At 69.9% G+C, this 24,337-nt stretch carries 23 protein-coding genes and 2 tRNA genes; 5 read left to right on the top strand and 20 right to left on the bottom strand.

All coding sequences use genetic code 11. The features are described from left to right. Window positions 1–7: 7 nt before the first annotated feature. The 3 genes from rpsF to rnr all read right to left on the bottom strand — a co-directional run bounded on the left by rpsF (window position 8) and on the right by rnr (window position 3,764). The gene (gene rpsF, locus LRA98_RS09375; protein WP_201168894.1) at window positions 8–367 is read right to left on the bottom strand and encodes a 30S ribosomal protein S6; all 360 of its coding nucleotides are present in this window, start codon (window positions 365–367) and stop codon (window positions 8–10) included. A gap of 95 nt (window positions 368–462) precedes the next feature. Beyond that, a complete protein-coding gene (gene rlmB, locus LRA98_RS09370; protein ID WP_238633817.1) occupies window positions 463–1,281 on the bottom strand; it encodes a 23S rRNA (guanosine(2251)-2'-O)-methyltransferase RlmB in 819 nt (272 codons plus the stop codon). 5 nt (window positions 1,282–1,286) lie between these two features. Beyond that, window positions 1,287–3,764, bottom strand: coding sequence for a ribonuclease R (gene rnr, locus LRA98_RS09365; RefSeq protein ID WP_238633815.1), 2,478 nt, complete (start codon window positions 3,762–3,764; stop codon window positions 1,287–1,289). Window positions 3,765–3,913: 149 nt separating this feature from the next. Here rnr and LRA98_RS09360 point away from each other — a divergent pair. Next, a tRNA-Leu gene (locus LRA98_RS09360) sits at window positions 3,914–4,000 on the top strand. A 196-nt stretch (window positions 4,001–4,196) separates the two neighbouring features. Here LRA98_RS09360 and LRA98_RS09355 read toward each other — a convergent pair. The 12 genes from LRA98_RS09355 to LRA98_RS09300 form a co-directional block, all read right to left on the bottom strand. After that, on the bottom strand, window positions 4,197–5,492 hold the full coding sequence (locus LRA98_RS09355; RefSeq protein WP_238633813.1) for an adenylosuccinate synthase: 1,296 nt from the start codon (window positions 5,490–5,492) through the stop codon (window positions 4,197–4,199). 2 nt (window positions 5,493–5,494) lie between these two features. Further along, window positions 5,495–6,673 carry an ATP phosphoribosyltransferase regulatory subunit gene (locus LRA98_RS09350; protein WP_201168906.1) on the bottom strand — a complete coding sequence of 393 codons (1,179 nt, stop codon included), beginning with the start codon at window positions 6,671–6,673 and terminating at the stop codon, window positions 5,495–5,497. Next, window positions 6,673–6,858 (bottom strand): DUF2065 domain-containing protein, encoded by a 186-nt coding sequence (locus tag LRA98_RS09345; protein WP_207189659.1) that lies wholly within the window; start codon window positions 6,856–6,858, stop codon window positions 6,673–6,675. Before LRA98_RS09345 ends, LRA98_RS09350 begins: the two co-directional genes overlap by 1 nt. 24 nt (window positions 6,859–6,882) lie before the next feature. Next, window positions 6,883–7,791, bottom strand: a complete 909-nt coding sequence (gene hflC / locus LRA98_RS09340) for a protease modulator HflC (protein ID WP_238633811.1) — start codon at window positions 7,789–7,791, stop codon at window positions 6,883–6,885. Beyond that, a complete protein-coding gene (gene hflK / locus LRA98_RS09335) occupies window positions 7,791–8,978 on the bottom strand; it encodes an FtsH protease activity modulator HflK (RefSeq protein ID WP_201168913.1) in 1,188 nt (395 codons plus the stop codon). The genes hflC and hflK overlap by 1 nt, the downstream gene beginning before the upstream one ends. Before the next feature lie 90 nt (window positions 8,979–9,068). Then, complete coding sequence (gene hflX / locus LRA98_RS09330) at window positions 9,069–10,349, bottom strand: ribosome rescue GTPase HflX (RefSeq protein WP_255772162.1); 1,281 nt, start codon at window positions 10,347–10,349, stop codon at window positions 9,069–9,071. 28 nt (window positions 10,350–10,377) lie between these two features. Further along, complete coding sequence (hfq, locus tag LRA98_RS09325) at window positions 10,378–10,650, bottom strand: RNA chaperone Hfq (protein WP_238633809.1); 273 nt, start codon at window positions 10,648–10,650, stop codon at window positions 10,378–10,380. An 82-nt stretch (window positions 10,651–10,732) separates the two neighbouring features. Next, window positions 10,733–11,665, bottom strand: a complete 933-nt coding sequence (gene miaA / locus LRA98_RS09320) for a tRNA (adenosine(37)-N6)-dimethylallyltransferase MiaA (RefSeq protein ID WP_201168917.1) — start codon at window positions 11,663–11,665, stop codon at window positions 10,733–10,735. Next, window positions 11,665–13,533, bottom strand: coding sequence for a DNA mismatch repair endonuclease MutL (mutL, locus tag LRA98_RS09315; RefSeq protein WP_238633808.1), 1,869 nt, complete (start codon window positions 13,531–13,533; stop codon window positions 11,665–11,667). Before mutL ends, miaA begins: the two co-directional genes overlap by 1 nt. Before the next feature lie 9 nt (window positions 13,534–13,542). Then, the gene (locus tag LRA98_RS09310) at window positions 13,543–14,832 is read right to left on the bottom strand and encodes an N-acetylmuramoyl-L-alanine amidase (RefSeq protein WP_238633807.1); all 1,290 of its coding nucleotides are present in this window, start codon (window positions 14,830–14,832) and stop codon (window positions 13,543–13,545) included. Window positions 14,833–14,942: 110 nt separating this feature from the next. Next, entirely contained in the window at window positions 14,943–15,404 is a 462-nt protein-coding gene (tsaE, locus tag LRA98_RS09305) for a tRNA (adenosine(37)-N6)-threonylcarbamoyltransferase complex ATPase subunit type 1 TsaE (protein ID WP_238633859.1), read from the bottom strand. A 2-nt stretch (window positions 15,405–15,406) separates the two neighbouring features. Then, window positions 15,407–16,900, bottom strand: a complete 1,494-nt coding sequence (locus LRA98_RS09300) for an NAD(P)H-hydrate dehydratase (RefSeq protein ID WP_238633806.1) — start codon at window positions 16,898–16,900, stop codon at window positions 15,407–15,409. Between the two features lie 81 nt (window positions 16,901–16,981). On the opposite strand from LRA98_RS09300, the gene queG reads away from it, so the two are divergent. Next, window positions 16,982–18,070 (top strand): tRNA epoxyqueuosine(34) reductase QueG, encoded by a 1,089-nt coding sequence (gene queG, locus LRA98_RS09295; RefSeq protein ID WP_238633805.1) that lies wholly within the window; start codon window positions 16,982–16,984, stop codon window positions 18,068–18,070. Here queG and panD read toward each other — a convergent pair. The 5 genes from panD to pcnB all read right to left on the bottom strand — a co-directional run bounded on the left by panD (window position 18,067) and on the right by pcnB (window position 22,212). Then, window positions 18,067–18,447: an aspartate 1-decarboxylase gene (panD, locus tag LRA98_RS09290; RefSeq protein WP_201168936.1), complete on the bottom strand. Its 381-nt coding sequence runs from the start codon at window positions 18,445–18,447 to the stop codon at window positions 18,067–18,069. The two genes, queG and panD, sit on opposite strands and share 4 nt — an antisense overlap. A gap of 104 nt (window positions 18,448–18,551) precedes the next feature. Then, complete coding sequence (panC, locus tag LRA98_RS09285) at window positions 18,552–19,409, bottom strand: pantoate--beta-alanine ligase (RefSeq protein WP_238633804.1); 858 nt, start codon at window positions 19,407–19,409, stop codon at window positions 18,552–18,554. After that, window positions 19,406–20,233, bottom strand: a complete 828-nt coding sequence (gene panB, locus LRA98_RS09280; RefSeq protein ID WP_238633802.1) for a 3-methyl-2-oxobutanoate hydroxymethyltransferase — start codon at window positions 20,231–20,233, stop codon at window positions 19,406–19,408. Before panB ends, panC begins: the two co-directional genes overlap by 4 nt. A 90-nt stretch (window positions 20,234–20,323) precedes the next feature. Further along, window positions 20,324–20,866, bottom strand: coding sequence for a 2-amino-4-hydroxy-6-hydroxymethyldihydropteridine diphosphokinase (gene folK, locus LRA98_RS09275; protein WP_201241347.1), 543 nt, complete (start codon window positions 20,864–20,866; stop codon window positions 20,324–20,326). Continuing rightward, on the bottom strand, window positions 20,863–22,212 hold the full coding sequence (gene pcnB, locus LRA98_RS09270) for a polynucleotide adenylyltransferase PcnB (protein WP_443134947.1): 1,350 nt from the start codon (window positions 22,210–22,212) through the stop codon (window positions 20,863–20,865). Before pcnB ends, folK begins: the two co-directional genes overlap by 4 nt. A gap of 138 nt (window positions 22,213–22,350) precedes the next feature. Here pcnB and LRA98_RS09265 point away from each other — a divergent pair. From LRA98_RS09265 to LRA98_RS09255, 3 genes are all read left to right on the top strand, one after another. After that, a tRNA-Glu gene (locus tag LRA98_RS09265) sits at window positions 22,351–22,425 on the top strand. Window positions 22,426–22,496: 71 nt separating this feature from the next. Then, window positions 22,497–22,970: an RDD family protein gene (locus LRA98_RS09260; protein WP_238633801.1), complete on the top strand. Its 474-nt coding sequence runs from the start codon at window positions 22,497–22,499 to the stop codon at window positions 22,968–22,970. Between the two features lie 175 nt (window positions 22,971–23,145). Then, a complete protein-coding gene (locus LRA98_RS09255) occupies window positions 23,146–24,315 on the top strand; it encodes a GNAT family N-acetyltransferase (protein WP_238633799.1) in 1,170 nt (389 codons plus the stop codon). Window positions 24,316–24,337 lie beyond the last annotated feature (22 nt).

Raw genomic sequence — 24,337 nt, 5'->3', positions numbered from 1 at the left:
CGCGGTTTTACTCCGCGTCCTCGGACTCCTTGCGGTCCTCGCGCTTCTCGTTGCCCTTGGCCAGCGGCGACGGCTCGGTGACGGCCTCGTCGCGGCTCAGCACCAGGTTGCGGATGACCGCGTCGTTGAAGCGGAAGGCGGAGGTAAGCTCGTCGATCTCATCCTTGCCGCACTCGACGTTCATCAGCACGTAGTGGGCCTTGATCAGCTTGTTGATCGGATAGGCCAGCTGCCGACGACCCCAGTCCTCCAGGCGGTGCACGGTGCCGCCGCTGGACTCGACGATGCTGCGGTAGCGCTCGACCATGGCGGGAACCTGGTCGCTCTGGTCCGGGTGGACCATGAAGACAATCTCGTAGTGTCGCATCCATCACTCCTTACGGTTATTCGAGCCGCAGGCTCAAACAGCCTCCACCCCCACGGATGTGAGGCAAGGTTGCACCTTGGGTTAAGCGGGCAAGTCTACCCGAGATCGCCGCCCTGTGGAAAGCGCTGACGGACAGCCTCGAACAGTAGGACGCCCGCGGCCACGGACACGTTGAGGCTTTCCATCGTACCGGGCATGGGGATCGCCACCAGTGCGTCACAACGCTCCCGGGTCAGCCGCCGCAGGCCCTCGCCCTCGCCGCCGAGGACCAGCGCCAGCGGGCCGCGCAGATCGATCTGATAGCAGCTGCGCTCCGCCTCACCAGCGGCCCCCACTGTGTAGACCCCAGCCGCGCACAGCTGCTGCAGGGTCCGCGCGAGGTTGGTTACCTGGAAGAAGGGGATGCGCTGAACCGCGCCGGCGGCGGTCTTGTGCACTGCCGGGCTCAGCGCCGCCGCCCGGTCCCGCGGCGCCACCACGCCGTGGGCGCCTGCCGCCGCGGCGCTGCGCATGCACGCGCCGAGATTGTGCGGATCCTGAACCCGATCGAGCACCAGTAGCAGCGGCTCGGGCTCGGTGGCCAACAGATCCGCCAGCTCCCCTTCGCCGCGGGCTGGGGTACCGCTGTAGCGCAGGATGACGCCCTGGTGGTTGCCCCCTTCAGCCATCTCATCGAGCGCCCGCCGATGCACGCGCTCGACGCTCACTCCCTGGCGGCCCAGCTTGTCGAGCAGGCGCTCGAGCCGGGCATCCCGTCGACCGCGCTCCACCCACACGGCTTCAACGCCGGCGGGATCGTAGGCGGCAGCCTCGCGCGCGGCGTGTTGGCCGTAGACCAGTTGAGCCCCGTCCTCGGCGGTGTCCGCAGCCGCGGACCCCTTGCCGCGGCTACGGCGTCGTCTGCCCTGTGCCATGACCGTCAGTTACTGCGATCGCTACCGCTGCGGCGCCGTCCGGAGCGCCGGCTCCGGCTGCTGCGGCGGCTCTTACCGCTGCCGCCCCCCTCCTTCTGCGATTCGTCGCCCGACTCGCCGCCCTTGGCGGCCGTTTTGCGCTTCCCGCCGCTCTCGGACTTGGCGGATTTCGACGACCCGCTGCCGGACGGGCCGGCGCCGGAAGCCGACTTGCGGCCACGGTTCGTACCGCCCTTGCCGCGCTTGCCCGACTTACGGCTGCCATCCAGAGGCTCGCCGTCAGCGTCCACCGGATGAGCGACCATCTCCAGATCGATCTTGCGGTCGTCCTTCTCCACGCGAGCCACGCGCACCCGGACCCGGTCGCTGAGCCGGTACTCCTTGCCCGTCCGGTCACCGACCAGCCGGTGTCCCACCGAGTCGTAATGGAAAAAGTCGCTCTCAAGATTGGTGATGTGCACCAGGCCGTCGACGTAGACCCCCTCCAGCGAGATGAACAGCCCGAAGGAGGTGACCGCCGCGATCACCCCGATGAACTCGTCACCCAGGTGGTCCGAGAGATACTCGCACTTGAGCGTCATCTCGGCATCCCGCGTCGCCTCATCCGCCCGGCGCTCGGCCATGGAGCAGTGCTCACCGAGGGTGACCAGATCGTTGTGGGTCACCGGGAAACTGCGCCCGCGGTGGCCGTCGATCACATGGCCGATGCCCCGGTGGACCACCAGGTCGGGGTAGCGGCGGATCGGCGACGTGAAATGCGTATAGGCGTCCAGCGCCAGCCCGAAGTGACCGGCGTTGTCCGGCCGGTATTCGGCGGCCTGCATCGACCGCAGCAGGACGGTCTCGATGAGGTGGCGATCGGGGCGCTCGCGGGCCTGCTCCATCACCCGGCCGTAATCCTTGCCCGTGGGCTCTTCACCGCCACCGAGTTCGAGCCCGGCCTGGGCCAGGAACTCCTTGAGCTGCTCGAGCTTCTGCTCGCCGGGGCGCTCGTGGACCCGGTAGAGCGACGGCACCTTGTTCTTGGTCAAGAACTTGGCCGCGCAGACGTTGGCCGAGATCATGCACTCTTCAACAACCTTGTGGAAGTCGTTGCGCTCCGTCGGTTCGACGGAGACCACACGCCCCTCGTCATCGAAGTGCATCTGCGTCTCGGTGGTGTCGAAATCGATGGCACCCCGCTCCTCACGGGACTTGCGCAGCGTCTTGTAGAGGTTGTGCAGGTTGCCCAGGTGACGCACCACGTCCTCGCCGATGGCCGAGCGCGCCTTGCGGTCGCCGTCGACCACCGCCGCCGCGGCCTGGTCGTAGGTCAACCGCGCCGCCGACTGGATCACCGCACGATAAAAGCGCGAGCGCAGGACCTTGCCGTTGCCCTGCAGGAGCATGTCGCAGACCATGGCCAGTCGATCGACCTTCGGGTTCAGCGAGCACAGCCCGTTAGACAGGGCCTCGGGGAGCATCGGCACGACCGATCGCGGGAAATAGACCGAGCTGCCACGCAGGCGCGCCTCCTGATCCAGCGCGGAGCCGGGGCGCACGTAGTGGGACACGTCGGCGATAGCGACCACCAGCCGCCACCCCTTGGCGGTGGGCTCACAATAGAGCGCGTCGTCGAAGTCCTTGGCATCGGCGCCGTCGATGGTCACCAGCGGCAGCCGACGCAGGTCGGTGCGCCCCTGCTTGTCGGCCTCGGGGACCTCCTCACCGAAGGCGGCGACCTCCTCTTCCACCTCGGCCGGCCAGTCCATGGGGATGCCGTGGATGCGCGCGGCCACCACATCCTCTTCACCGACGTGGATCGTCCGCCCGAGCACCTGAGTAATGCGGCCAATGGGCTGTCGACGCTCGTTGGGCTGGGCCAGGATCTCGGCCACCGCCAACTCGCCGTCCTCGGCCCCACCGCGCCCGTCCGGCGTCAGCAAAACGTCCTGCTGCAGCCGCTTGTTCTCCGGCACCAGGAACCCCACCCCGTGCTCCTCGAAGAACCGACCGGTGATCTGCCGATTGCCCCGCTCGAGGATCTCCACCAACTCGCCCAGGGGCGTGCCGTGCTCATCGCGCCCGGTGATGCGCACAATGGCACGGTCGCCGTGCAGCAGACAGCGCATCTGGCGCGGCGACATCGCAATCCGATCCCCGCTCCCGCCATCGGGCAGCAGGAAGCCGGAACCGTCGGGGCGGCCCACCACCCGACCACGGATGAGCTCGCTGTGATCGACCACCAGGTAACCGCGCCGACGATTGCGCACCAGCTGGCCGTCGCGCTCCATGGCGCGCAGCCGACGGCGCAGCGCCTCCTGCTGCTCCGGAGACTCCAGCCCCAGAGCCTCGGCGATGTCGCGCCGGCCCAGCGGGCGACGGTGGGCAGCCAGGAGCTCCAGCAGATACTCCCGGCTGGGGATCGGGTTCTCGTACTTGGCCTGTTCGCGCTCCTGATAGGGATCGCGCTTGGGGGGTCGCTTCTTGGTTTGCTTCGCCATTGTCTATTCCTTGGATCAGTTCCGGGAGGATACGCCAGCGGGCCAGGCCTCCACAAAGGATTCCGGCCGGTTGGCGATGTCCTGTTGACACCCGCCCGGGGGCGCCGTTACAGTCTTGCGCACTCGCTGACGAGGTCTTCAGCGGGCATGCCGAGGTGGCGAAATTGGTAGACGCGCTAGCTTCAGGTGCTAGTGGGGGAAACCCCGTGGAGGTTCGAGTCCTCTCCTCGGCACCAATTTCGCAGAGCTTCTGAGCTGCACGGCTTGGAAGGCCGAAAGCCCCCGGGAGGATGCCTCCCGGGGGCTTTTTTGTTGCCGGGTCAAAACCCAGTGTCGCCGCTGACCCCTTCGCGGGGAATGGTCAGCGGCGTCGGATGCATCGGATCACTGGGGAGGCGTCGAAGCCAAGGCGCAGAGCCCGCGCCGGGCGGATCAGAACGGGCTCTGGCGGACGATGGTCTCGTTGCGATCCGGGCCGGTGGAGATCATCGCCACCGGGACGCCGACCAGCTGTTCGATGCGCTCCAGATAGGCGCGGGCGTTCTCGGGCAGGTCCTCGTAGCGCTCGATGCCCGAGGTGGTCTCCGCCCAGCCGGGCATGTCCTCGTAGACGGGCTCGCACTCCGACAGGGTTTCCACCTCCGACGGCAGCGTCTCGCAGAGCGCCCCCTGGCAACGGTAGCCGACGCAAAGGCGCAGCGTCTCCAGCCCGTCGAGCACGTCGAGCTTGGTGATGCACAACCCGCTGAGGCTGTTGATCTGCGCTGCCCGGCGCGTGGCCACGGCGTCGAACCAGCCGCAGCGGCGCTGCCGCCCGGTGGTGGCGCCAAACTCATGGCCCCGCTCGCCCAGGTGCATACCCATCTCGTCGTCGAAGTCGAGTTCCGTGGGGAACGGCCCCTGCCCCACCCGGGTGGTGTACGCCTTGGTGATCCCCAGGATGTAGTCGAGGGTGCGCGGGCCGACGCCGGTCCCCGCGGCGGCGGCACCAGCGCAGGTGTTCGACGAGGTCACGAAGGGGTACGTGCCGTGATCGACGTCCAGCAGCGTACCCTGCGCGCCCTCGAAGAGGATATTGCGTCCGGTGCGCATCTCCGCGGTCAGCAGGGCACCGACGTCGGTGGCCAGCGGCCGCAGCTGCTCGCCGTGGGCCAGCGCCTGGTCGAGGACCTCCTGGAAGTCCATGGTCGGGGCGCCGAAGTAGTGCTTGAGCACGAAGTTGTGGTAGTCGAGCAGCTCGCCGAGCTTCTGCGCCAGGCGCTCGCGGTGGAACAGATCCGACAACCGCACGCCGCGCCGGGCCACCTTGTCCTCGTAGGCGGGACCGATGCCGCGGCCGGTGGTGCCGATAGCCGCCTTGCCTTTCGCCTTCTCCCGGGCGTGATCCAGCGCCACGTGGCAGGGCAGGATCAGCGGGCAGGAGGGGCTGATGCGCAGCCGTTCCCGCGCCGGAACCCCACGGGCCTCGAGCTCGCGGATCTCTTCGAGCAGCGCCTCGGCGGAGACCACCACGCCGTTGCCGATCACGCAGGTGGCATCATCGCGGAGGATGCCGGACGGGATCAGGTGCAGCACCGTCTGCTCGCCGTCGATGACCAGCGTATGGCCGGCGTTGTGCCCGCCCTGGAAGCGCGCCACGACCCCGGCGTTCTCGGTCAACCAGTCGACGATCTTGCCCTTGCCCTCGTCGCCCCACTGCGTGCCGACTACGACCACATTGGTGCCCATACTCACTCCGTATCCAGTTCCCAGGTGCCGTTGCGCTCGACCAGGCGTCGATCGCAACCGTGGTTGTCCTGCTCGTCGCCGGGCAGCTGCCAGACCACCCGCTCACCGGCGGCGCGCAACTCGGCCACGCGTGCATGCAACGCCGGATCATCGCCCCAGGGGGCGAGCACGCCACCCCCAGCCGGCCCCGCAACGCCGCCGCCGAGGTTGAGCAGCGCCTTGAGGTCAGCGCTGTAGCCGGTGGCCGGCCGCGGCCGCCCGAACGCCCGGCCGATGCCGTCGTAGCGCCCACCGCGCGCCAGCTCCTGCCCATAGCCCGGGGTGTAGGCGGCGAACACCAGCCCGGTGTGGTAGCGGTAGCCGCGCAGCTCGCCCAGATCCAGGTGCAGCGGCAACTCCGGCTCGCGCCGCGCCAGGCTGTCGGCCACCACACGCAGCTGCTCCAGCGCCTCGGCCACCGCCGGACCGGCCCAGCCGAGCACCGTCTGCGCCCGCTCTAGGACCTCCACGCCGCCGTGCAGCCCGACCAGCGCCGAAAGACGCTCGGCCTGCGCCGTCTCCACGCCGGCCTCGGCGAGCACGACGGCGATCTCGTCGCCGGCCTTGCGCTGCAGGGCGTCAAGCAGGGCCTCCTCGGCGGCCGGGCCGAGGCCGAGGTCCTCAAGCAGGGCCTCGAAGATACCCACGTGCCCCACATCCAGATGCAGCTGCTCCACCCCGGCGGCGCGCAGCGTGGCGAGCATCAGCGAGATCACCTCCAGATCGCTCTCCACCCCGGCGTGGCCGTAGAGCTCTGCGCCAAGCTGCACGGCATTGCGGCTGCCGGCGGGCCCTTCGGCCCGCGCCTGCAGGGTGCTGCCGATGTAGCACAGCCGGGTGATGCCCTCGCGGCGCAGCTGATGGGCGTCGATCCGGGCCGCCTGCGGGGTGATGTCGGGGCGCACGCCCAGCGTCCGCCCGGAGAGTTGATCGGTGACCTTGAAGGTCTGCACGTCCAGATCCCGGCCGGTGCCGGTGAGCAGTGCCTCCAGGTACTCAATGAAAGGGGGCATGATCAGCTCATACCCCCAGGAATCGAAGAGATCCAACAGCCGACGGCGCAACGCCTCGGCCTGTGCGGCCTCCGGCGGCAACAGCTCGTCGACGCCGTCCGGCAGCATCCACCGTGCCTTGCGATCCATTAACCTCGCACCCAGTAGAGCAGCAGAACGCCCACCCCCATGGACAGGAGGCCGACGGTCCGCAGGCTTCGATCATCCATCTCGGCGGCCTGCAGGAACACCCGGCGCAGGGCGCCGGGGTTCGCTGCAGGGAGGATGCCCTCGATCACCAGCAGGAGGGCGATCGCGGTGAGCAGGTCACCCATCTCCACGGCGATCCCCCCTCTCGGTCAGTCCTGATCGGGGGACCCGAGCTCGCCGTTCATCCCCGGCAGCTGCTCGCCGCCGTCGAAGAAGCGGAAGAACTGCGAGTCCGGCGACAGGACGAACAGATCGTCCTCACCCTGGAAGGACTCGCGATAGGCCCTGAGGCTGCGCTGGAAGGCGAAGAAATCCGGCTCCTGGCTGTAGGCGCTGGCGTAGATCTCCGCCGCGGTGGCATCACCCTCACCACGCAAGGACTCACCGTCCCGGTAGGCCTCGGCGAGGAGCACCGTCCGCTGACGGTCGGCGTCGGCGCGGATGCGCTCGCCGGCCTCCTCACCGCGGGCGCGGATCTCGCGGGCGACCCGCTCACGATCCGCCACCATGCGGTCGAAGATCGAGTCGGTAACGTCCTCGGGCAGATCGATGCGCTTGAGGCGCACATCGAGCACCTCCAGCCCCAGGCTCTGCGCCGCCTCGGCGGTGGTCACGCGCAGGATGTCCATGATCTGCACGCGCTCGCCGGAGATGATGTCCTGCACCGTGCGCTTACCGAACTCGGCGCGCAGGGCATCGCGGATGATCTCGCGCAGGCGTTGGTTGGCCCGCTCCGGCTCACCACGGACGGTGGTGTAGTAACGCTCGGCATCATCCACGCGCCACTTCACGAAGGAGTCGACGATCAGGTTCTTCTGCTCCACCGTCAGGAACCGTTCCGGCTCCTCGTCCAGATTCTGCACCCGGGCGTCGAACTTGCGGACGTTGTTCACGAACGGGGTCTTGAAGTGGAGCCCCGGATCAAAGTCCGACTTGATGATCTCACCAAGCCGGAACTTGAGCGCGACCTCCTTCTCGGAGACGGAGAACACCGAGAAGTAGCCGAGGATCGCGGCCACCACCAGCAGGGGCAACACGACGTTCTTCAGGATTCGCATCAGCGCGTCCCCCTATCACGGAGCGCCTCTCGTGCTCGCTGCGTCGGCGAGATGGCGTCCCGTTCCTGCGGTACATCGATATTGGATTCGCCGGCAAACGCCGTCGTGCCACTCCGGCGATCCATGAGCTTGTCCAGCGGCAGGTACATCAGCGACTGGCTGGACTCGGAGTCGAGCATCACCTTGGGCACGCGCCCGAGGATCTCCTCCATGGTCTCGAGGTAGATCCGCTGACGCATCAGCGACGGTGCGTTGCGGTACTCGGCCACCAGCGCCTCGAAGCGGGCCGCGTCACCCTCGGCCTGGGCGATAACCTGCTCGCGGTAACCGTCTGCTTCCTCGAGAATGCGCGCCGCCTGGCCCTGGGCCCGCGGGATCAGCTCATTGGCATAGGCCTGGGCCCGGTTGATGGTGCGCTGCTCGTCCTCCCGGGCGCGGATGGCGTCCTCGAAGGCCGGCTGCACCGGCTCGGGGGGCTGGATATCCTGGACCGCCACCTGCACCACTTGCAGCCCGGTGCGGTACTCGTCCATCACCTCCTGGAGCAACCGCCCGGTCTCCTGCGCCACCTCGGTGCGGCCTTCGGTGAGCACATACTGCAGTTCACGCTTGCCGATGATCTCGCGCACGGCACTCTCGGTGACCTGCTTGAGGGTCTGCTCCGGCAAGCGGAAGTTGAACAGGTAGAGGAAAGGATCATTGACCTCGTACTGCGCCGCGATCCGCACATCGACGATGTTCTCGTCGCGGGTGATCATCAGCGCCTCGGCCGGCACGGGACGGGCCCGATTCTGCATCGACTCGTAGCCGACCTCGGCGATGCGCCGCTGGTCGACATTGACCCGCTCGATCTGGCCGATGGGGCGCGGCCAGTGCCAGTGCGGCCCGGGCTCCGTCGTATCGGAGTGGCGACCGAAGGTCAGCTCGACGCCGCGCCAACCCTGGTCGACGATATAGATGCCGGATAGCATCCAGACCACGAAGGCGCCGAGCGCCAGCAAGCCGATGCCGGTTGCGCCGGGCCCGCGGGAGGGCCCGCTGGGCATGCGCCCGCCGAACAGGCCCTGCAACTGCTCACGCAACTTGCGGAAGACCTCATCCAGATCGGGCGGCCCCCCACTGCCGCCGCCTTTGGGGCCGCTGCCCCAGGGGTCGCGGCTGCCGCCGCCGGGCTCATTCCACGCCATTCGGGACTCCGTATGTGACTAAGACGATCCGCCGTCAGGTCGGTCGAACGGTCAGATTCTAGGGAGCTGCCCCGCCAACCGCAACCGAAGTCAGGTAGGGACAACCTCTCCGCGCGGCAGCCCCTCACGGACATGGAGCCTTTCCAGCTCATGCACGGGGAGCTCCACCTCCAGAGCGAGCTGGCCGTCGTCGGCGCAGTGCTCCTCGATGACACAGCCGAGCCGGAACAGCTGGGCACGCAGGCGCCCCTGATCCGGCCGCAGATGGACACGGCGCCGGGTGCGCTCCGGGCCGAGCCGCTCGGCCACCGCCTCGAGCAGGGCTTCCACCCCCTCACCGGTGGCCGCCGAGATCCGTACGCCGGTCACCAGGCCTTCGTCGTCCTCGATCCGGCCCGGCGCCAGGGCGCAGGTATCCACCTTGTTGTAGACACGCAGCGTGGGCACCGCATCGGCACCGAGTTCCGCGAGGACCGCCTCCACCTGCTCGATCTGGTGCTCGCGCTCCTCGGCCCCGGCGTCGATGACGTGAAGAAGCAGATCCGCGTCGGTGACCTCCTCGAGGGTCGAGCGGAAGGCCGCCACCAGATCATGGGGCAGCCGGCTGATAAAGCCCACCGTATCCGAAACCACCGCCGCCGAGCCACGGGCCAGCTCCACGCGGCGCCACGAGGGATCGAGTGTCGCGAACAGCCGATCCTCGGCCAGGCGCTGTGAGCCGGTCACGTGATTGAACAGGGTGGACTTGCCGGCGTTGGTATAGCCGACCAGCGAGACCACGGGCAGCTCGCGCTTGCGCCGGGCCTTGCGGCCCTGCTCACGGGTTCGGCGCACCTTGGCCAGGCGCCGTTCGATCTGCTGGATGCGCCCGCCGATGAGCCGGCGGTCCATCTCCAGCTGCTTCTCGCCCGGGCCACGCAGGCCGATCCCGCCTTTCTGCCGCTCCAGGTGGGACCAGCCGCGGACCAGGCGACTGGCGACGTGCTTGAGCTGCGCCAGCTCCACCTGGAGCCGGCCCTCGAAGGTTCGCGCCCGCTGCGCGAAGATATCCAGGATCAGCCCGGTGCGATCGAGCACACGGCAGCCTAGGTCGGTCTCCAGGTTGCGCTCCTGAGCCGCCGACAGCGGCTGGTCAACCAGCACCAGCCCGGCGTCCAGTTCGCGCACCCGCTCGGCCAGCTCGGCGACCTTGCCGCGGCCGATAAAGGTCCGCGGATCCGGGGTGTCGCGTCGGTGGCGAAAGCGGCCCACCACCTCGGCCCCGGCGGAGTCACCCAGCGCCTCGAACTCCTCCGCGGCGTCCAGGGCGTCCCCTGGAAGCCGGACGTGCAGCACCACGGCCCGTTCGCCCCCGGAAGGCCGCGCGAACAGATCCGCCGGACCGCTACCCTTGCGCTGATTAGTTATCGCCTGCCTCCTCGCCGACGACCGCCTCGGCGGATGCCTCTTCGCCCTGCTGCGGCAGGCGCACGCGCCGTGCCGGGACGATGGTCGAGATGGCGTGCTTGTACACCATCTGGTTGACGTTATTGCGCAACAGCACCACAAACTGATCAAAGGACTCGATCTGCCCCTGCAGCTTGATCCCATTGACCAGGTAGATCGAGACCGGAACCTTTTCCTTGCGCAGGGTATTCAGAAAGGGTTCCTGCAATGACTGCCCCTTCGCCATGACGATTCGCCCCCAATGATTGTTGTTGTTATGACCCGCGAACCCCGCCGCAGGGGCGCCACTTGCTTATGGGAAAAGTGTATCACACGCCCCCGAGGGCCCCGGTGACATAGCTGTGAACCCGCGCCTCCAGCCCGTCGCCCGCCGTGAACCGGACTCCGTCGTCCTGCCCGCGCAACCAGGTGATCTGCCGCTTGGCGTACTGACGCGTGGCGCGCAGCCCCCGGCGGATCATCGTGGGGTGGTCGCAGGCGCCTTCCAGGTAATGCCAGACTTGCCTGTATCCGACCGCACGAATCGCCGGGAGTTCCTCGCCCAGATCGCCGCGGCGGTGCAGCGCCACCACCTCGCCCACCAGCCCGGCAGCGAGCATGGCCCGGAAACGGGCCTCGATGCGCCGGTGCAGCCAGGCACGCTCCGGCGGCTCGAGGATGACCTTCAGCGGCGCCTCGTCCAGCCCCGGCAGCCCCGGCTCGCGCTGGACCTCGCTCAGCGGTCGGCCGGTGAGCCGGTAGACCTCCAGCGCCCGCTGGATGCGCTGGCTGTCGTTGGGGTGCAGCCGTGCGGCACTCTCCGGATCCAGGGCCCACAGCCGCCGATGCAGCGCCTGCACGCCGTGGGCCGCCTCCTCCGCCGCCAACTCGGCGCGGATCCGGGTATCCGCCGGCGGCATGGGTGAGAGCCCGTGCTGAAGCGCCTGGAAATAGAGACCGGTCCCACCGACGAGCACCGGCAGCCGCCCGCGGCCGCGGATGGCGGCGATGGCCGCCTGGGCGTCGCGGGCGAACTCCGCCGCCGAGTAGCGCTCGACCGGGTCGCGGATGTCGATCAGATGGTGCGGGCAGCGCGCGCGCACCGCGCGGGAGGGCTTGGCGGTCCCGATATCCAACCCTCGATAGATCTGCGCCGAATCGACACTGACGATCTCCCCGCCCAGCCGCTCGGCCAGGGAGAGGGCCAGCTCGCTCTTGCCGACGGCGGTAGGCCCCATGATGAAGACCACCGGCGCCGCCATCACCGCCCCCGCATGAACAGCCGCGCCAGCGCCTCGTCGTCGAGCACGGTGTAGGTGGGCCGGCCGTGGTTGCACTGTGCCGCCCGCGGGGTGCGCTCGATATCACGCAACAGGGCGTCCATCTCGGCCCGCTCCAGGCGGCGCCCGGCGCGCACCGAGCCGTGGCAGGCCATCTGCGCGAGTAGCGCGTGCACCCGGTCCTCCACGCCACCGCCCGCCCCTTCCGCCTCCAGCGCCGCCACCGCGTCGCGGACCAGCGCCGCCGCGTCGGCCTCGGCGAGCAGCGCCGGCACCCGGTGCACCCGCACCGACTCCGGGCCGGCCCGATCCACCTCCAGACCGGCCTGCGCCAGGGTGGCTGCGTGCAGCTCCACCCGCTCGGCTTCGGCGGGGGGCACCGGAACGCTCACCGGCACAAGCAGCGACTGGGTGGCGATCCCCGAGGCCGCCAGCTGCGCCTTCATCCGCTCGTAGACCACTCGCTCGTGGGCGGCGTGCATGTCCACCACCACCAAGCCCCGCTGGGACTCGGCAAGGATGTAGGCGTCACGGATCTGCCCCACGGCGTGGCCGAGCTCCGGCTCGGCCTCCTGCCGGGTGGCCGGATCCCCCGGGTTGGCTGGCTCTGCGGGGGCAGCCGGTGCCCCCGCGCTCCCCGGGGTACCGGCGGGCGCACCGGCGCCACCGCCATAGAGCTGCCGGGCCTCAGCCAGGGGCAGCCCCAGCTCCGCGGTGCCACCCTGCGATCCGTCGGCCCCGGTACGCGGCGCTACAGCCGACGCCGCCCCCGGGGCCGTGCCAACACCGGCGGACGGGGTCCTACCAGGCAAAGCCGTCGCCGCGGGTGCCGCCGCGCCGGCCGGCTCCACCGTCGCCAGGGCGTCGGCAATCCGCCGTGCCAGGAAGTCGTGCACCGTGCGCCCGTCACGGAAACGCACCTCGTGCTTCATCGGGTGGACGTTGACGTCGACCCGCGCCGGATCCATCTCCAGGAAAAGGACATAGGCGGGGTAGTGGTCCCGGTAGAGGCAGTCGCTGTAGGCCTGGCGGATCCCGTGGGCCGCCCCCCGGTCACGCACCAGCCGCCCGTTGACGAACAGATACTGCAGATCCCCCTGGCGCCGCGCCGCGGTGGGCAGTCCCAGCCAGCCGCTGAGTTGCAGCCCGGCGCCCTCCAGCTCCACCGCCAGGGCGTGATCGGCGAAGGCACGCCCCAGCAGCTCGGCAAGGCGCTCGTGGCGCTCCGTCTCACTGACCGCCGGGGCCACCGACCACAGCCGCCGCCCCTGGTGGGCGAGCGAGAAACCGACATCGAACCGGCTCAGCGCCAACCGGCGCAGCGCCTCCTGGACGTGGTAAAGCTCGGTTCGCTCGGTGCGCAGGAACTTGCGCCGCCCCGGGGTGTTGTAGAAGAGATCATCGACGGTGACGGTGGTCCCCGGCGGCTGGGCCACCGGCTCCGGCGCGCCCAGCGCCCCGCCGTCGCACCGCAGCTGATAACCGAGCTCGTCGTCGGCGGTGCGCGAGGCCAGGGTCAGCCGCGAAACGGCGGCGATACTCGGCAGCGCCTCGCCGCGGAACCCGAGGCTGGCGATCCGCTCCAGCTCCTCGAGGCCGGTGAGCTTGCTGGTCGCGTGCCGACGCAGGGCCAGCTCCAGCTCCCCGGGCGGGATGCCGCCGCCGTCGTCGGCGATGCGGATACGCTGCTTGCCGCCGCGCTCGATCTGCACCTCGATGCGCCCGGCGCCGGCGTCAAGGCTGTTCTCGACCAGCTCCTTGACCACCGACCCGGGGCGCTCGACCACCTCGCCCGCGGCGATCTGGTCGATCAGATTATCCGGCAGGGGGTGAATGCCGCGCGTACTCATGCGCGCATTCTAAGGGATCACCAGTGTGCTGCCAGCGCGGATCTGATCCCCGGAGAGGTCGTTGACCTCGCGCAGGCGCTCGGTGCTGACCTCGTACCGCTGCGCAATCACCGACAGGTTCTCACCGCGCTGAACCTCGTGCTCGCGCTGGCCGTTCTGGCCTGCATCGGCCATGCGCAGCTCAGGGAGGATGTGGCGCTCGGCGTACTCGCGTACGCCGGCGACGATCCCCTCGGCCAGGTCACGCTGATAGCTGCGGGTGTTCAGCCGGCGCTCCTCCTCGGGGTTGGTCAGAAAGCCCAGCTCGATGAGCAGCGAGGGCATATCCAGGGACTTGAGCACGGCAAAACCGGCCTGGTCGACGCGGTTGCGCAGCAGATCCGCGTGGCGGTCGAGCTGGGGCAGCAGGAACTCACCCATCTCCAGGCTCGCCTCAATCGTGTGCCCCCGGGAGAGGTCCACCAGCACCGAGGCCACGGTGTCGTCCTTGTCCTCCAGCGAGACCCCGCCGATGAAGTCGGCCGCATTCTCCCGCCGCGCCAGCACCCGCGCCTGCTCCGAGGTGGCCCCGTCCAGGGACAGCGCGTAGACCGAGGCCCCCTTAACGTTGGGATTCTCCGCCCCATCAGCGTGAATGGAGAGGAAGATGTCGGCGTTGCCCTCCCGGGCGACCCGGGTGCGGTCGCGCAGGTTCATGTAGTAGTCGCCCTCGCGGACCATCAGCGGCCGCAGGCCCTGGGCCTCCTTCATCAGGTCGTAGAGCTTGCGCGACACATCCAGCGCAACGTCCTTCTCGAAGGTCCCGTCGGGACCGATAGCGCCGGGGTCGACCCCGCCGTGGCCAGCGTCGATGGCGACGATCACCTCGCGTGTCTCGCGCTCCGAGGCGGAGCGCACCGCCTGCCGGCGCTCGCCCTGCTTGCCGCCCAGATCCACCACCAGGCGCTGGCCGCCGCCGTCCCCGATCACGAAGCTGCGCGCCTCCACCTCGCGGCTGACGTCGAGGACCACGCGCAGCCCGCCGCCTTCCTGCCGGCCGGTGCGGATTCCATCGAGCACCCCGCCCCGCGGCAGATCGGCGGCACCGAGCTCGACGCCTTCGAAGTCGATCACCACCCGGTGCGGATCCGGCAGGGTGAAAACCCGATGCTCCGGCACCTGATCCAGGTCGAAGACCACCCGGGTGCGGTCGTCCTCATCGGAAAGCCGCACATTGTCGATAGTCGCGGCCGGCGCCGCATGGGCCGCCAGCAGCCCGATCAGCAGCCCGATCCATGCCAGGCTATAGCCCCGCCTCAACGCTCCTCCTCGCACCTCGCGGTCGCCCGTTGCTGCCTCTCAAGGCTATGCCGGGCGCCGGCCGGCTTCAAGGGTTTTTTCCCGATAGACGAGAAGATAAGGAGCAAAACTCAAGCGCTACCTGAATCCAGCGCCGCCACCGCTCCGCGGCCTCGCGCCGTCTCGGCACGGACCGTCGCACGCCGTGCGGCGCCGACGTACCCCAACGTCACCGACAGATCCGCGGGCGGCAGCACCCCGGCGCCGCGCCCCGGCCATTCGACCAGCGCCAGCGTCCCCGTCACCTCGATCTCCTCGACGCCCAGGAAGTAAAGCTCCTCGGGGTCGGCCAGGCGGTAAAGATCCAGGTGTAGGACGGACCCGGCGGCCGTGGCGTAGGGCTCGAGCAGCGTGTACGTGGGGCTGCGCACCGGGCCGGCCACCCCGCGGGCGCGCAGCAACCCGCGGGCCAGGGTGGTCTTGCCCGCTCCCAGGTCGCCGTGCAGGTAGACCACCCCCTCGGGGAGCACCGCGGCCAGCGCCGCCCCCAGGGCTTCGGTGGCCGCGGCGTCGGCGAGATCACACTGCCACATGCTCACGCCGCCGCCTCCCCCTCGGCGAGAACCGCCGGCAACCAGCCGAGCAGGTCGCTGGCGAGCAGGCCGCGCTCACCGCCCAGAGCCGCAGCGGCCCGCTCCCCGGCCCGGCCGTGGACGTGGGCCGCCACCGCCGCCATACGGACCCGATCGGCCCCCGGACACTGGGCCCACAGCCCGGCCACCACCCCGGTGAGCACATCCCCCATGCCGCCGCTGGCCATCCCCGGCGTCCCGGCGCTGGCCAGATAGCGCGCTCGACCGTCGTCGACCAGAGTCCCCGCCCCCTTGAGCAGGGCCACCGCCTGCCACCCCGAGGCCAGCTCGCGCACGGCGGCGAAGCGGTCAGCAGCGATCGCCGTGGTGTCCCAGTCGGCGCCGAGCAACCGCGCCGCTTCACCGGGGTGCGGCGTCAGCACAGCGTCGGCCAGCGGCCGCCCGTCGGCGGCGAGCAGGTTGAGCCCGTCCGCATCGACCACGCGGGGGCGGGCCACATCCCGGCAAGCCGCCCACATCGCACGCCCCCAGGCCCCCTGGCCCAGCCCCGGACCCAGGGCGACCACGCTGGCGCGGCTGAGTAGCGGCGCCAGCTCCTCGGCGCGATCGATGCCGTGGGCCATGACCGCCGGACACGGACCCACCACCGCCGGCACGTGCTCCGGGCGCGTCGCCACGCTCACCAGCCCGGCGCCGCTGCGCCCCGCCGCCTCGGCGGCCAGGCGCACCGCACCGGCCATACCCCGATCCCCGCCGACCACCAGCACATGCCCCTGCTGCCCCTTGTGCGCATCCCGCGGCCGGGGCGGCAGCAACGCGCCGACATCCGCCGGTGTCGCCTGCCACGCATGGGGCAACTCCGCGCCAGCGGTCCACGTCGCCGTGCCGAGATCGTCGAAGACCACCGCCCCGGTGCAGGCCGGGCCGCGACCGGTGAACAGCCCACTCTTGCGGGCGACGAAGGTCGCGGTAAGCTGCGCCCGGACCGCGACCCCCATCTCGGCCCCGGTGCGCCCGTGGATGCCGGAGGGGATATCCACCGACGCCACCGGCGCGGGGGTGGCATTGACGGCCGTCACCGCCTCGGCGAACGCCCCGTTCACCGGCCGATCCAGCCCGGTGCCGAGCAGCGCGTCGACGATCACGTCGACCCCGTCCAGGGCCTCGGCCTCGAACGGTCGGCAGATCCCGCCCCCGTCGAGGTAACGCTGCGCGTGGCGGGCCGCATCCCCGCTCAGCCGCTCCGGCGGCACCAGGTAGAGGACCTCCACCGCCAGCCCGGCCCGGCCGGCCAGACGGGCCACCACGTATCCGTCACCACCGTTGTTGCCGCCGCCGCAGACCACGGCCAACCGCCCTGCCCCCGGCCAACGCTGGCGTATCTCCTGCCAGAGCCGCCGGCCGGCACGGTCCATGAGCACCTCGCCGGCGATACCGGCACGGATGGCCGCCTGATCCAGGCGGGCCACTTGGTCGGGGGTGTAGAGCTCACGCATGGGGTTCTGCTCGCCTCCAGGTCGAACGCGCACGGCGGGGGGGTTCCCCCCGGCCCCGGAACGCTCCATTCTGAACGGTCTATGCCCGACGCTGAACCGACCGCACTCCAGTCCACCGCCCTCGCCGGCTCCATCCGCACCTGGGCCGCCGAGTTGGGCTTCTCGGCCTGCGGCATCGCCGGCACCGAGCTGGCGCAGGACGAAGCGCGCCTGATCCGCTGGCTGCAGGCTGGTCACCAGGGCGAAATGGGCTTCATGGGCCGCCACGGGCGCAAGCGGGCGCGGCCCCGGCAGCTGGTCCCCGGGACCCGTTCGGTGGTCGTGGTGCGCATGGACTACACCCCGGATCGGGCGGCGGAGCCCCGCGCCGTGCTCGAGGCCCGCCAACGCGCCTTCATCACCCGCTACAGCCTAGGCCGCGACTACCACAAGCTGATGCGACGGCGGCTGCAGCGACTCGCCGAACGCATCCAGTCCACCATCGGCCCCTTCGGCTACCGCGCCTTCGTCGATAGCGCCCCGGTCCTCGAGCGCGCGCTGGCTCGCGAGGCCGGGCTGGGCTGGATCGGCAAGAACACCATGCTGCTCAATCGCCACGCCGGGTCGTACTTCTTCCTCGGCGAGCTATTCACGGACCTGCCGCTGCCCACGGACGATCCGGTCCGCGCGCATTGCGGCAGCTGCCGACGCTGCCTGCGCGCCTGCCCGACGAACGCCTTCACCGGCCCCTACCAGCTCGACGCGCGCCGCTGCATCTCTTATCTGACCATCGAGCATCCGGGCTCGATCCCCGAGCCCCTGCGCCCGGCCATGGGCAACCGCATCTTCGGCTGCGACGACTGTCAGCTGGTCTGCCCCTGGAATCGTTACGCCCACCCCACCGCCGAGGACGATTTCCAGCCCCGCCACGGTCTGGACGACGCGGATCTGGTGGCGCTGTTCAACTGGGACGAGGCCACCTTCCTCGAGCGCACGGCGGGCTCCGCCATCCGGCGGATCGGCCACGAGCGATGGCTGCGCAACCTGGCGGTGGCACTGGGCAACGCCGCACCCACGCCCGAGGTGGTCGAGGCGCTCGGACAGCGGCTCAACCACCCCTCGGCCCTGGTACGGCAACACGTGCGGTGGGCCCTAGCGCGGCACGGAGCCACGCCGCGGGGGACGGACTAGGCGACCTGCAGCGGGATGCTGCCGCGCCGCTGGGTAATGCGGTTGTCCGCATCGAGATAAGCCAGACGGGGCTGGAACTCGCCCAGCTCCGACTCCGGGACACCGGCGTAGGCGCAGATGATCACCCGATCACCCTCGCTGCACTTGTGGGCCGCCGCCCCGTTCATGGAGATCATCCGCGAGCCCCGCTCACCGATGATGGCGTAGGTCACAAAGCGCTCGCCGTTCTCGATGTTGTAGACGTGGATCTGCTCGTACTCGTGGATGCCGACTGCTTCCAACAGGTCCAGATCAATGGCGCAGGAGCCCTCGTACTCGAGCTCGGTCTGCGTGACGCGGGCCTGATGCAGCTTGCCCTTGAGCATGTTCAGTTGCATGGCTCAAACCTCTATGCCGCGAAATCACATGCCGATCCGATTGATGAAGAACCGGTCATGTGCACCTGCACAATCGGCAGCTCAGCGATTATGCACGCCCTCGGTTACCGGTTCAATCGCGCCTCGACGTTGTCGATCAGCCGCGCCGTACCCAGGCGCGCCGCCCCCAGGCAGACCAGCCGCGGCTCATCCCCGCGCGGCTCGGCCAGATCATCGCAGCAGCGGACCGCTACGTACTCGGCGGCGTCGAACCCCGCCGCCTCCAGCCGCCGGCAGGCCTCGGCTTCGAGCTGCTGCCAGTCCCGCCGCCCGGCCTCCAAGGCCGCCGCCAACTCGCGGAGCGTGACGTAGAGCGCCGGCGCCCGCCGGCGCTGCTCCGCATCCAAGTAGCCGTTGCGTGAACTCAGCGCCAGACCGTCGTCCTCGCGGACGACGGGCACCTCGACGATCTCCACCGGCAGATCCAGATCGGCCACCACCCGGCGCACCACCTGCAGCTGCTGGTAATCCTTGCGCCCGAAGGCCGCGGCATCCGGCTCGACGATGTTGAGCAGCTTGATCACCACCACCGCCACCCCGGCGAAGTGGCCCGGCCGGGCCGCCCCGCACAGGGTCTGCGTCAATGCCGGCACGTCGACCCCGGTCCAGGGCGGCTCGACGCCGGGGTACATCTCCCGCGCGGTGGGCGCGAAGACGGCGTCCACGCCGCGCCCCTGCAGGACGGCCAGATCGGCGTCCAGCGTGCGCGGGTAGGCGTCGTAGTCCTCCCCGGGGCCGAACTGCAGCGGATTGACGAAGATCGACACCACCAGCCGGTCCACGCACCCGGCCAGGCGGTCGACCAGCTCCAGGTGGCCGCGATGGAGGTTGCCCATGGTCGGCACCAGCCCGACGCGCTCGCCGCGCCCGCGCCAGGCGCGCGAGAGCTCCCGCATGGCGTTGCGTTCGGTAACCCGCCTCAAGCCTCGAACCCGTGCTCTGACCCCGGGAAGGTACCGGCGCGCACCGCCTCCACATAGGCCGCAAGCGCCGCCTGCACACTGCCCGTCTCGGCCCCGAAGGCCCGCGCGAAACGCGGCGGCTGTTCGGTGACCCCCAGCACGTCGTGGAGCACCAGGATCTGCCCATCGCAGCCGCCGCCGGCGCCGATACCCACTACCGGGATGCTCAGCTGCTCGCTGAGCTGCCGCGCCAGGGGGGTGGGCACGCACTCGAGGATGAGCAGATCGGCCCCGGCCGCCTCCAGCGCCCGGGCATCGGCCTCCATGCGCTCGGCGTCGGCCTGCTCGCGCCCCTGCACCCGGTAGCCGCCGAGCTTGTGGACCTGCTGCGGCTTCAGCCCCAAGTGGCCGCAGACCGGGATCCCGTTCACGGCCAGGCGCTCGACCAGCGCTGCCTGCTCGGCACCGCCCTCGAGCTTGACCATTTGCGCCCCGCCCTCCTTCATCAGACGCCCGGCGTTGTGCAGCCCCTGCTCCACGTCGGTATGGCTCATGAAGGGCAGATCCGCCACCACCAGCGCCCGCTGGCAGGCCCGTGCCACGCAGCAGGTGTGGTAGACAATGTCATCCACGGTTACCGGCAGGGTGGTCTCGTGACCCTGGACGACCATGCCGAGGGAGTCGCCGATGAGCAGCAGATCCACCCCGGCGCGCTCGCAGGCGGCCGCGAAGCCATAGTCGTAGGCCGTCAGACAGACCAGGGGCCGGCCCTCGCGCTTCATCGCGCGCATGCGGGAGACCGTCACGGCCCCGCCGGAGGCGTGCTTGCGATCACCGCTGGACATGGGAGTCAACCTCGGCTTGAGAAAGGTGGGACAGAGTACAGCGCCACTGGCTCCCGATTGAAGTACCCATCGCCGTAACGCGTCCAGCCTTCAGGCCGGTTCCTGCAGCGACCGGTGCTCGAAGCCGGCCACGGCGCCAACCCGCTCCAGGGCATCGACGCCGAGCGCCGCGGCGGCGTCGGCCAGCGCCCCGGCGCCGGGCAGGCGAACCCCGGGGGCGATCTCAAGCAGCGGATGGACCACGAACGGCCGCCGGGCCAGCTCCGGATGCGGCACCTGCAGCCGCGGCTCCTCCACCTGCATCTGACCGTAGAGCAGCAGGTCCAGATCCAGGGTCCGCGGCCCCCAGCGCACCCCGTCGCGCCGCCGCTGCTGCGCGGCCTCAATGCCGAGCAGGGCGTCGAGCAGGGCCAGCGGGCCCAGCCGCGTCTCCAGCGCCGCCACGGCGTTGATGAAATCGGGCTGTGCCGGCACGCCCGGCGCCTGCAGCGCCGGGTTGCGGTAGAGGCTGGAGACGGCCTGGACCCGGCAGTCGGCGAGCAGATCCAGGCGCACCACCGCCCGCTCGACCTGCCGGCGCGGCTGCTCGAGGTTACTGCCCAGGCCGACGTAGGCCGTGATGGCCGTGCTCATTCCGCCGACTCCTCCGGGGTCGACGCCGCGGTGCCATTCCCGCCACCCTCGCCATTGCCCTTGCCACGGCCCCGGCCGCCGCGCCGGCGCCGCCCACCGCGGCTGCTCTTCTTCTTCTGCGAGGGCGGGCGCTCGGGCTGCTCCTGGAACTCGCGCCACCACTGCGCCAGCTCGGCGGGGGCGTCACCCGCCCCGGCGCGCAGCTCGAGGAAGTCGTAAGCGGCGCGGAAGCGCGGATGCCCGAGCAGCCGCTGTGCCCGCTTGCCACCGCGCCGCGCGAAACGCGGCTGCAGGGTCCAGATCTCGCGCATGGGGATGCTGAAACGCTTGGGCAGCGCGATCCGCGACTGCTGCAGCGCCTGCACCTCCGCGGCCGCCTGCTGCAGCGCCGGGATCGGCGCCTCGCCGGCCTCCATCAACTCGGCCTCGCGGCGGCGAACCGCCGGCCAGAGCAGCGCCCCAAACAGGAAGGCCGGGGTGACGGGCTTATCGGCGCCGATGCGCTCATCGGTGTTGCGCAGCGCGGCGGCAATGAACGGCACCCACTGCTCACTGCCCTCCTCCTCCAGGGCCTCGGCGGTGAGCGGCAGCAGCGAATCGAACAGCCCATAGTGGCGCAGCATCTCGAAGGCATCCAGCGCGTCGCCGGACATGAACAGCTTCAGCGCCTCGTCGAAGAGCCGCGCCGGAGGCATGTCGGCCACGCTGCCGGCCATCTCGTGCATCGGCGCCGCCGTCTCCGGATGGATGCGGAAGCCGAGCTTCAGGGCAAAACGCACGGCACGCAGCATGCGCACCGGGTCCTCCTGGTAGCGCTCGCGCGGATCGCCGATCAACCGGATGACCCCGGCCTCCAGATCGTCCATGCCGCCGGCGTGATCGACCACGGAGAAGTCGTCGATGTTGTAGTAGAGGGCGTTGACGGTGAAATCGCGGCGCAGGGCATCCTCGGCCAATGTGCCGTAGACGTTGTCACGGACAATGCGGCCGTTTTCGATCACCCGCTCGCCGTCGGCACCATCGCCATCGCCGTCGCCATCGCCGTCCTCCGGCGGATGCAGGGCGCGGAAAGTGGCCACCTCGATGATCTCGGCGCCGAAGTGGACGTGAGCCAGGCGGAAGCGCCGGCCGATGAGCCGGCAGTTGCGGAAGAGCCTGCGCACTTCCTCGGGCCGGGCGTCGGTGGCCACATCGAAGTCCTTGGGCTCGCGGCCGAGCGAGAGGTCGCGCACCCCGCCACCGACCATGTAGGCCTGGTAGCCGGCGTTGCGCAGACGGTAAAGGACTTTCAGGGCGTTATCGCTGATGTCCGCGCGCGAGATGCTGTGCGCATCCCGGGGGATGATGGTTGGCTCGGCTTCGGCCAGCCGTTGAAGTTGGAGACCATTGTCGGACGTAATGGCTAACCACCCTTGTGTGAGTGACGAAGATCGTTATAATACCACCCTCGTTGCTGACGGTTGAGCCGCACAGCGCGAGTCAGCGCTCCCATCGTCTAGCGGTTAGGACGCCGCCCTCTCAAGGCGGAAACAGGGGTTCGAATCCCCTTGGGAGCGCCACCTTCTTCTCTCCCCCTTCAGCCGCGCGGCAGCCAGCCGGTTCGCATGCGCACGCTGCCGGAGATCCCGACGTGAGCCAGACATCCCTCGACGCCCCGAGCCGAGTCCTGCGTGGTGGCCGTGTCTTCTCGAGCTTCGGCCTGCGCCTGGGGGCGATCTGCTACGACCTGCTGCTGGTGGTGTCGATCGTGTTCATCGGCAGCGTTGTCTTCCTGCCCGCTTCCGGCGGCGAGGCGCCGGCCCCGGGGACGTGGTTGTCGGTCACCTATCAGGTCTATCTGCTGGCGCTGGTCTATCTCTTTTTCGTGCTCTTCTGGACCCGTGGCGGCCGGACGCTGGGCATGCTGGCGTGGCGGCTGCGGGTGGTCAATGCCGAGGGGCTACCGCCGACGCTGCGTCAGGCGAGTGTGCGTTTCGCGGCGGCGGGGTTGTCGTGGGCGCTGCTGGGGCTGGGGTTTGTCTGGGCGCTGTTCGATGGCCAGCATCGGGCGCTGCACGATCGTCTGGCGGGGACGTGGCTGATTCGCGAGCCCTACGAGGGGTGAAGCGGGCCGGGGGCTGAAGGTGCCTGCGCCTTGGGGCGGTCGTGCCACCCCGCATGCGGAAGGCCGGGAATCCCCCAGCGCGGGTGCGCCGATCATGCGGCTTCGAACGCCCATCATAGCCGAGGGCTATGCTGACCACCCAGACAGACGAGCGGACCCCGAGCCGACCGGGAGGATGAGGGAGCAGCGGGTGATCGCCATCGAGCGCCTTGCGAGCATCGAGCAGATCCCGGCGGCTGAGTGGGATGCCTGCACCGGGGGCCAGGAACCGTTTACAAGCCACGGATACTTAACTGCCCTGGAGCGAAGCGGCTCGGCCGCCACCGCCACCGGGTGGCAACCCTGCCATCTGGTGGCCCGTAGCCCCGACGGGATCGCAAAAGGCGTTTGCCCGGCTTACATCAAAGACCACTCCTTCGGTGAGTTCATCTTCGATTGGGGGTGGGCCGACGCCTTCGAGCGCGCCGGCGGCCGTTACTATCCCAAGCTTCAGGTTGCTGTTCCCTTCACCCCGGTCACCGGGCCGCGTCTGGCCGTTCATCCCGATGCCGCGGAACCGGAAGCCATCCGCCGTGCCCTGGCCGGTGAGCTGACACAGATCTGCGCCGAACTCGGCCTCTCCTCGGTGCATGTCACCTTCCCGCGGCGCGAGGAGTGGGAGGTGCTTGGCGAGTTCGGCTGGCTCCAGCGGACCGCCCACCAGTACCACTGGCACAACGCCGGCTACCGGGACTTCGAGGATTTCCTCGCCCACCTCAGCCAACGTCGGGGCAAGGAGATCCGCCGCGAGCGCCGCGCCTTGGCGGCGAGCGGGGTGGAGATCCATGCGCTAAGCGGCGACGAGGTCGGTGCCGAGCATCTGGACGCCTTTGACCGGCTCTATCAGCAGACCTGCTGGCAGAAGTTCGGCCCTGGGTACCTGACACGTCGCTTTTTGGACGAATTGGCTGGGCGGCTCGGTGACCGCACCCTCTGGGTGATGGCGCGCTTGGACGGGGCATGGATCGCCGGTGCGCTGCACCTCTTTGGCGCTGAGGCGCTCTACGGGCGCAACTGGGGCTGCCGGCTGGATGTCCGCGAGCGGGTCCCGTACCTGCATTTCGAACTCTGTTACTACCAGGCCATCGAGCGGGCCATCGCGGCCGGCCTGCCGCGGGTCGAGGCGGGTGTCCAGGGAGAGCACAAGCTCCAGCGAGGTTACGCCCCGGTACCGACCTACGCCGCCCACTGGATCGCCCACCCCGGGTTGCGCGACGCGGTGGCCGACTTCCTCACGCGAGAGCGCGAGCAGGTCGCCGAGGCGATCGAGATCCTCGATGGCCACACCCCATACCGGGATCGATAGGGGAAGCGTCGCCGACGGCTAG

Origin of the sequence: Halorhodospira sp. M38 (assembly GCF_022227985.1) — a bacterium.
Lineage (GTDB): Bacteria > Pseudomonadota > Gammaproteobacteria > Nitrococcales > Halorhodospiraceae > Halorhodospira > Halorhodospira halophila_A.
The sequence above is the reverse complement of the archived record's forward strand: the minus strand, read 5'-3'. Positions and strand labels throughout refer to the sequence as shown.

Excerpts from the sequence above, each read along its gene's own strand:
- rpsF (WP_201168894.1), bottom strand. The coding sequence starts at position 367 with ATGCGACACTACGAGATTGTCTTCATGGTCCACCCGGACCAGAGCGAC.
- panB (WP_238633802.1), bottom strand. The coding sequence starts at position 20,233 with ATGTCCAGCGGTGATCGCAAGCACGCCTCCGGCGGGGCCGTGACGGTC.
- panD (WP_201168936.1), bottom strand. The coding sequence starts at position 18,447 with ATGCAACTGAACATGCTCAAGGGCAAGCTGCATCAGGCCCGCGTCACG.
- LRA98_RS09345 (WP_207189659.1), bottom strand. The coding sequence starts at position 6,858 with ATGGGTGACCTGCTCACCGCGATCGCCCTCCTGCTGGTGATCGAGGGC.
- LRA98_RS09300 (WP_238633806.1), bottom strand. The coding sequence starts at position 16,900 with ATGCGTGAGCTCTACACCCCCGACCAAGTGGCCCGCCTGGATCAGGCG.
- rlmB (WP_238633817.1), bottom strand. The coding sequence starts at position 1,281 with ATGGCACAGGGCAGACGACGCCGTAGCCGCGGCAAGGGGTCCGCGGCT.
- LRA98_RS09350 (WP_201168906.1), bottom strand. The coding sequence starts at position 6,673 with ATGGATCGCAAGGCACGGTGGATGCTGCCGGACGGCGTCGACGAGCTG.
- miaA (WP_201168917.1), bottom strand. The coding sequence starts at position 11,665 with ATGGCGGCGCCGGTGGTCTTCATCATGGGGCCTACCGCCGTCGGCAAG.
- mutL (WP_238633808.1), bottom strand. The coding sequence starts at position 13,533 with ATGAGTACGCGCGGCATTCACCCCCTGCCGGATAATCTGATCGACCAG.
- tsaE (WP_238633859.1), bottom strand. The coding sequence starts at position 15,404 with ATGTGGCAGTGTGATCTCGCCGACGCCGCGGCCACCGAAGCCCTGGGG.
- LRA98_RS09255 (WP_238633799.1), top strand. The coding sequence starts at position 23,146 with ATGAGGGAGCAGCGGGTGATCGCCATCGAGCGCCTTGCGAGCATCGAG.
- folK (WP_201241347.1), bottom strand. The coding sequence starts at position 20,866 with ATGAGCACGGCCATCACGGCCTACGTCGGCCTGGGCAGTAACCTCGAG.
- hfq (WP_238633809.1), bottom strand. The coding sequence starts at position 10,650 with ATGGCGAAGGGGCAGTCATTGCAGGAACCCTTTCTGAATACCCTGCGC.
- rnr (WP_238633815.1), bottom strand. The coding sequence starts at position 3,764 with ATGGCGAAGCAAACCAAGAAGCGACCCCCCAAGCGCGATCCCTATCAG.
- hflC (WP_238633811.1), bottom strand. The coding sequence starts at position 7,791 with ATGCGAATCCTGAAGAACGTCGTGTTGCCCCTGCTGGTGGTGGCCGCG.
- hflK (WP_201168913.1), bottom strand. The coding sequence starts at position 8,978 with ATGGCGTGGAATGAGCCCGGCGGCGGCAGCCGCGACCCCTGGGGCAGC.
- queG (WP_238633805.1), top strand. The coding sequence starts at position 16,982 with ATGCCCGACGCTGAACCGACCGCACTCCAGTCCACCGCCCTCGCCGGC.
- LRA98_RS09355 (WP_238633813.1), bottom strand. The coding sequence starts at position 5,492 with ATGGGCACCAATGTGGTCGTAGTCGGCACGCAGTGGGGCGACGAGGGC.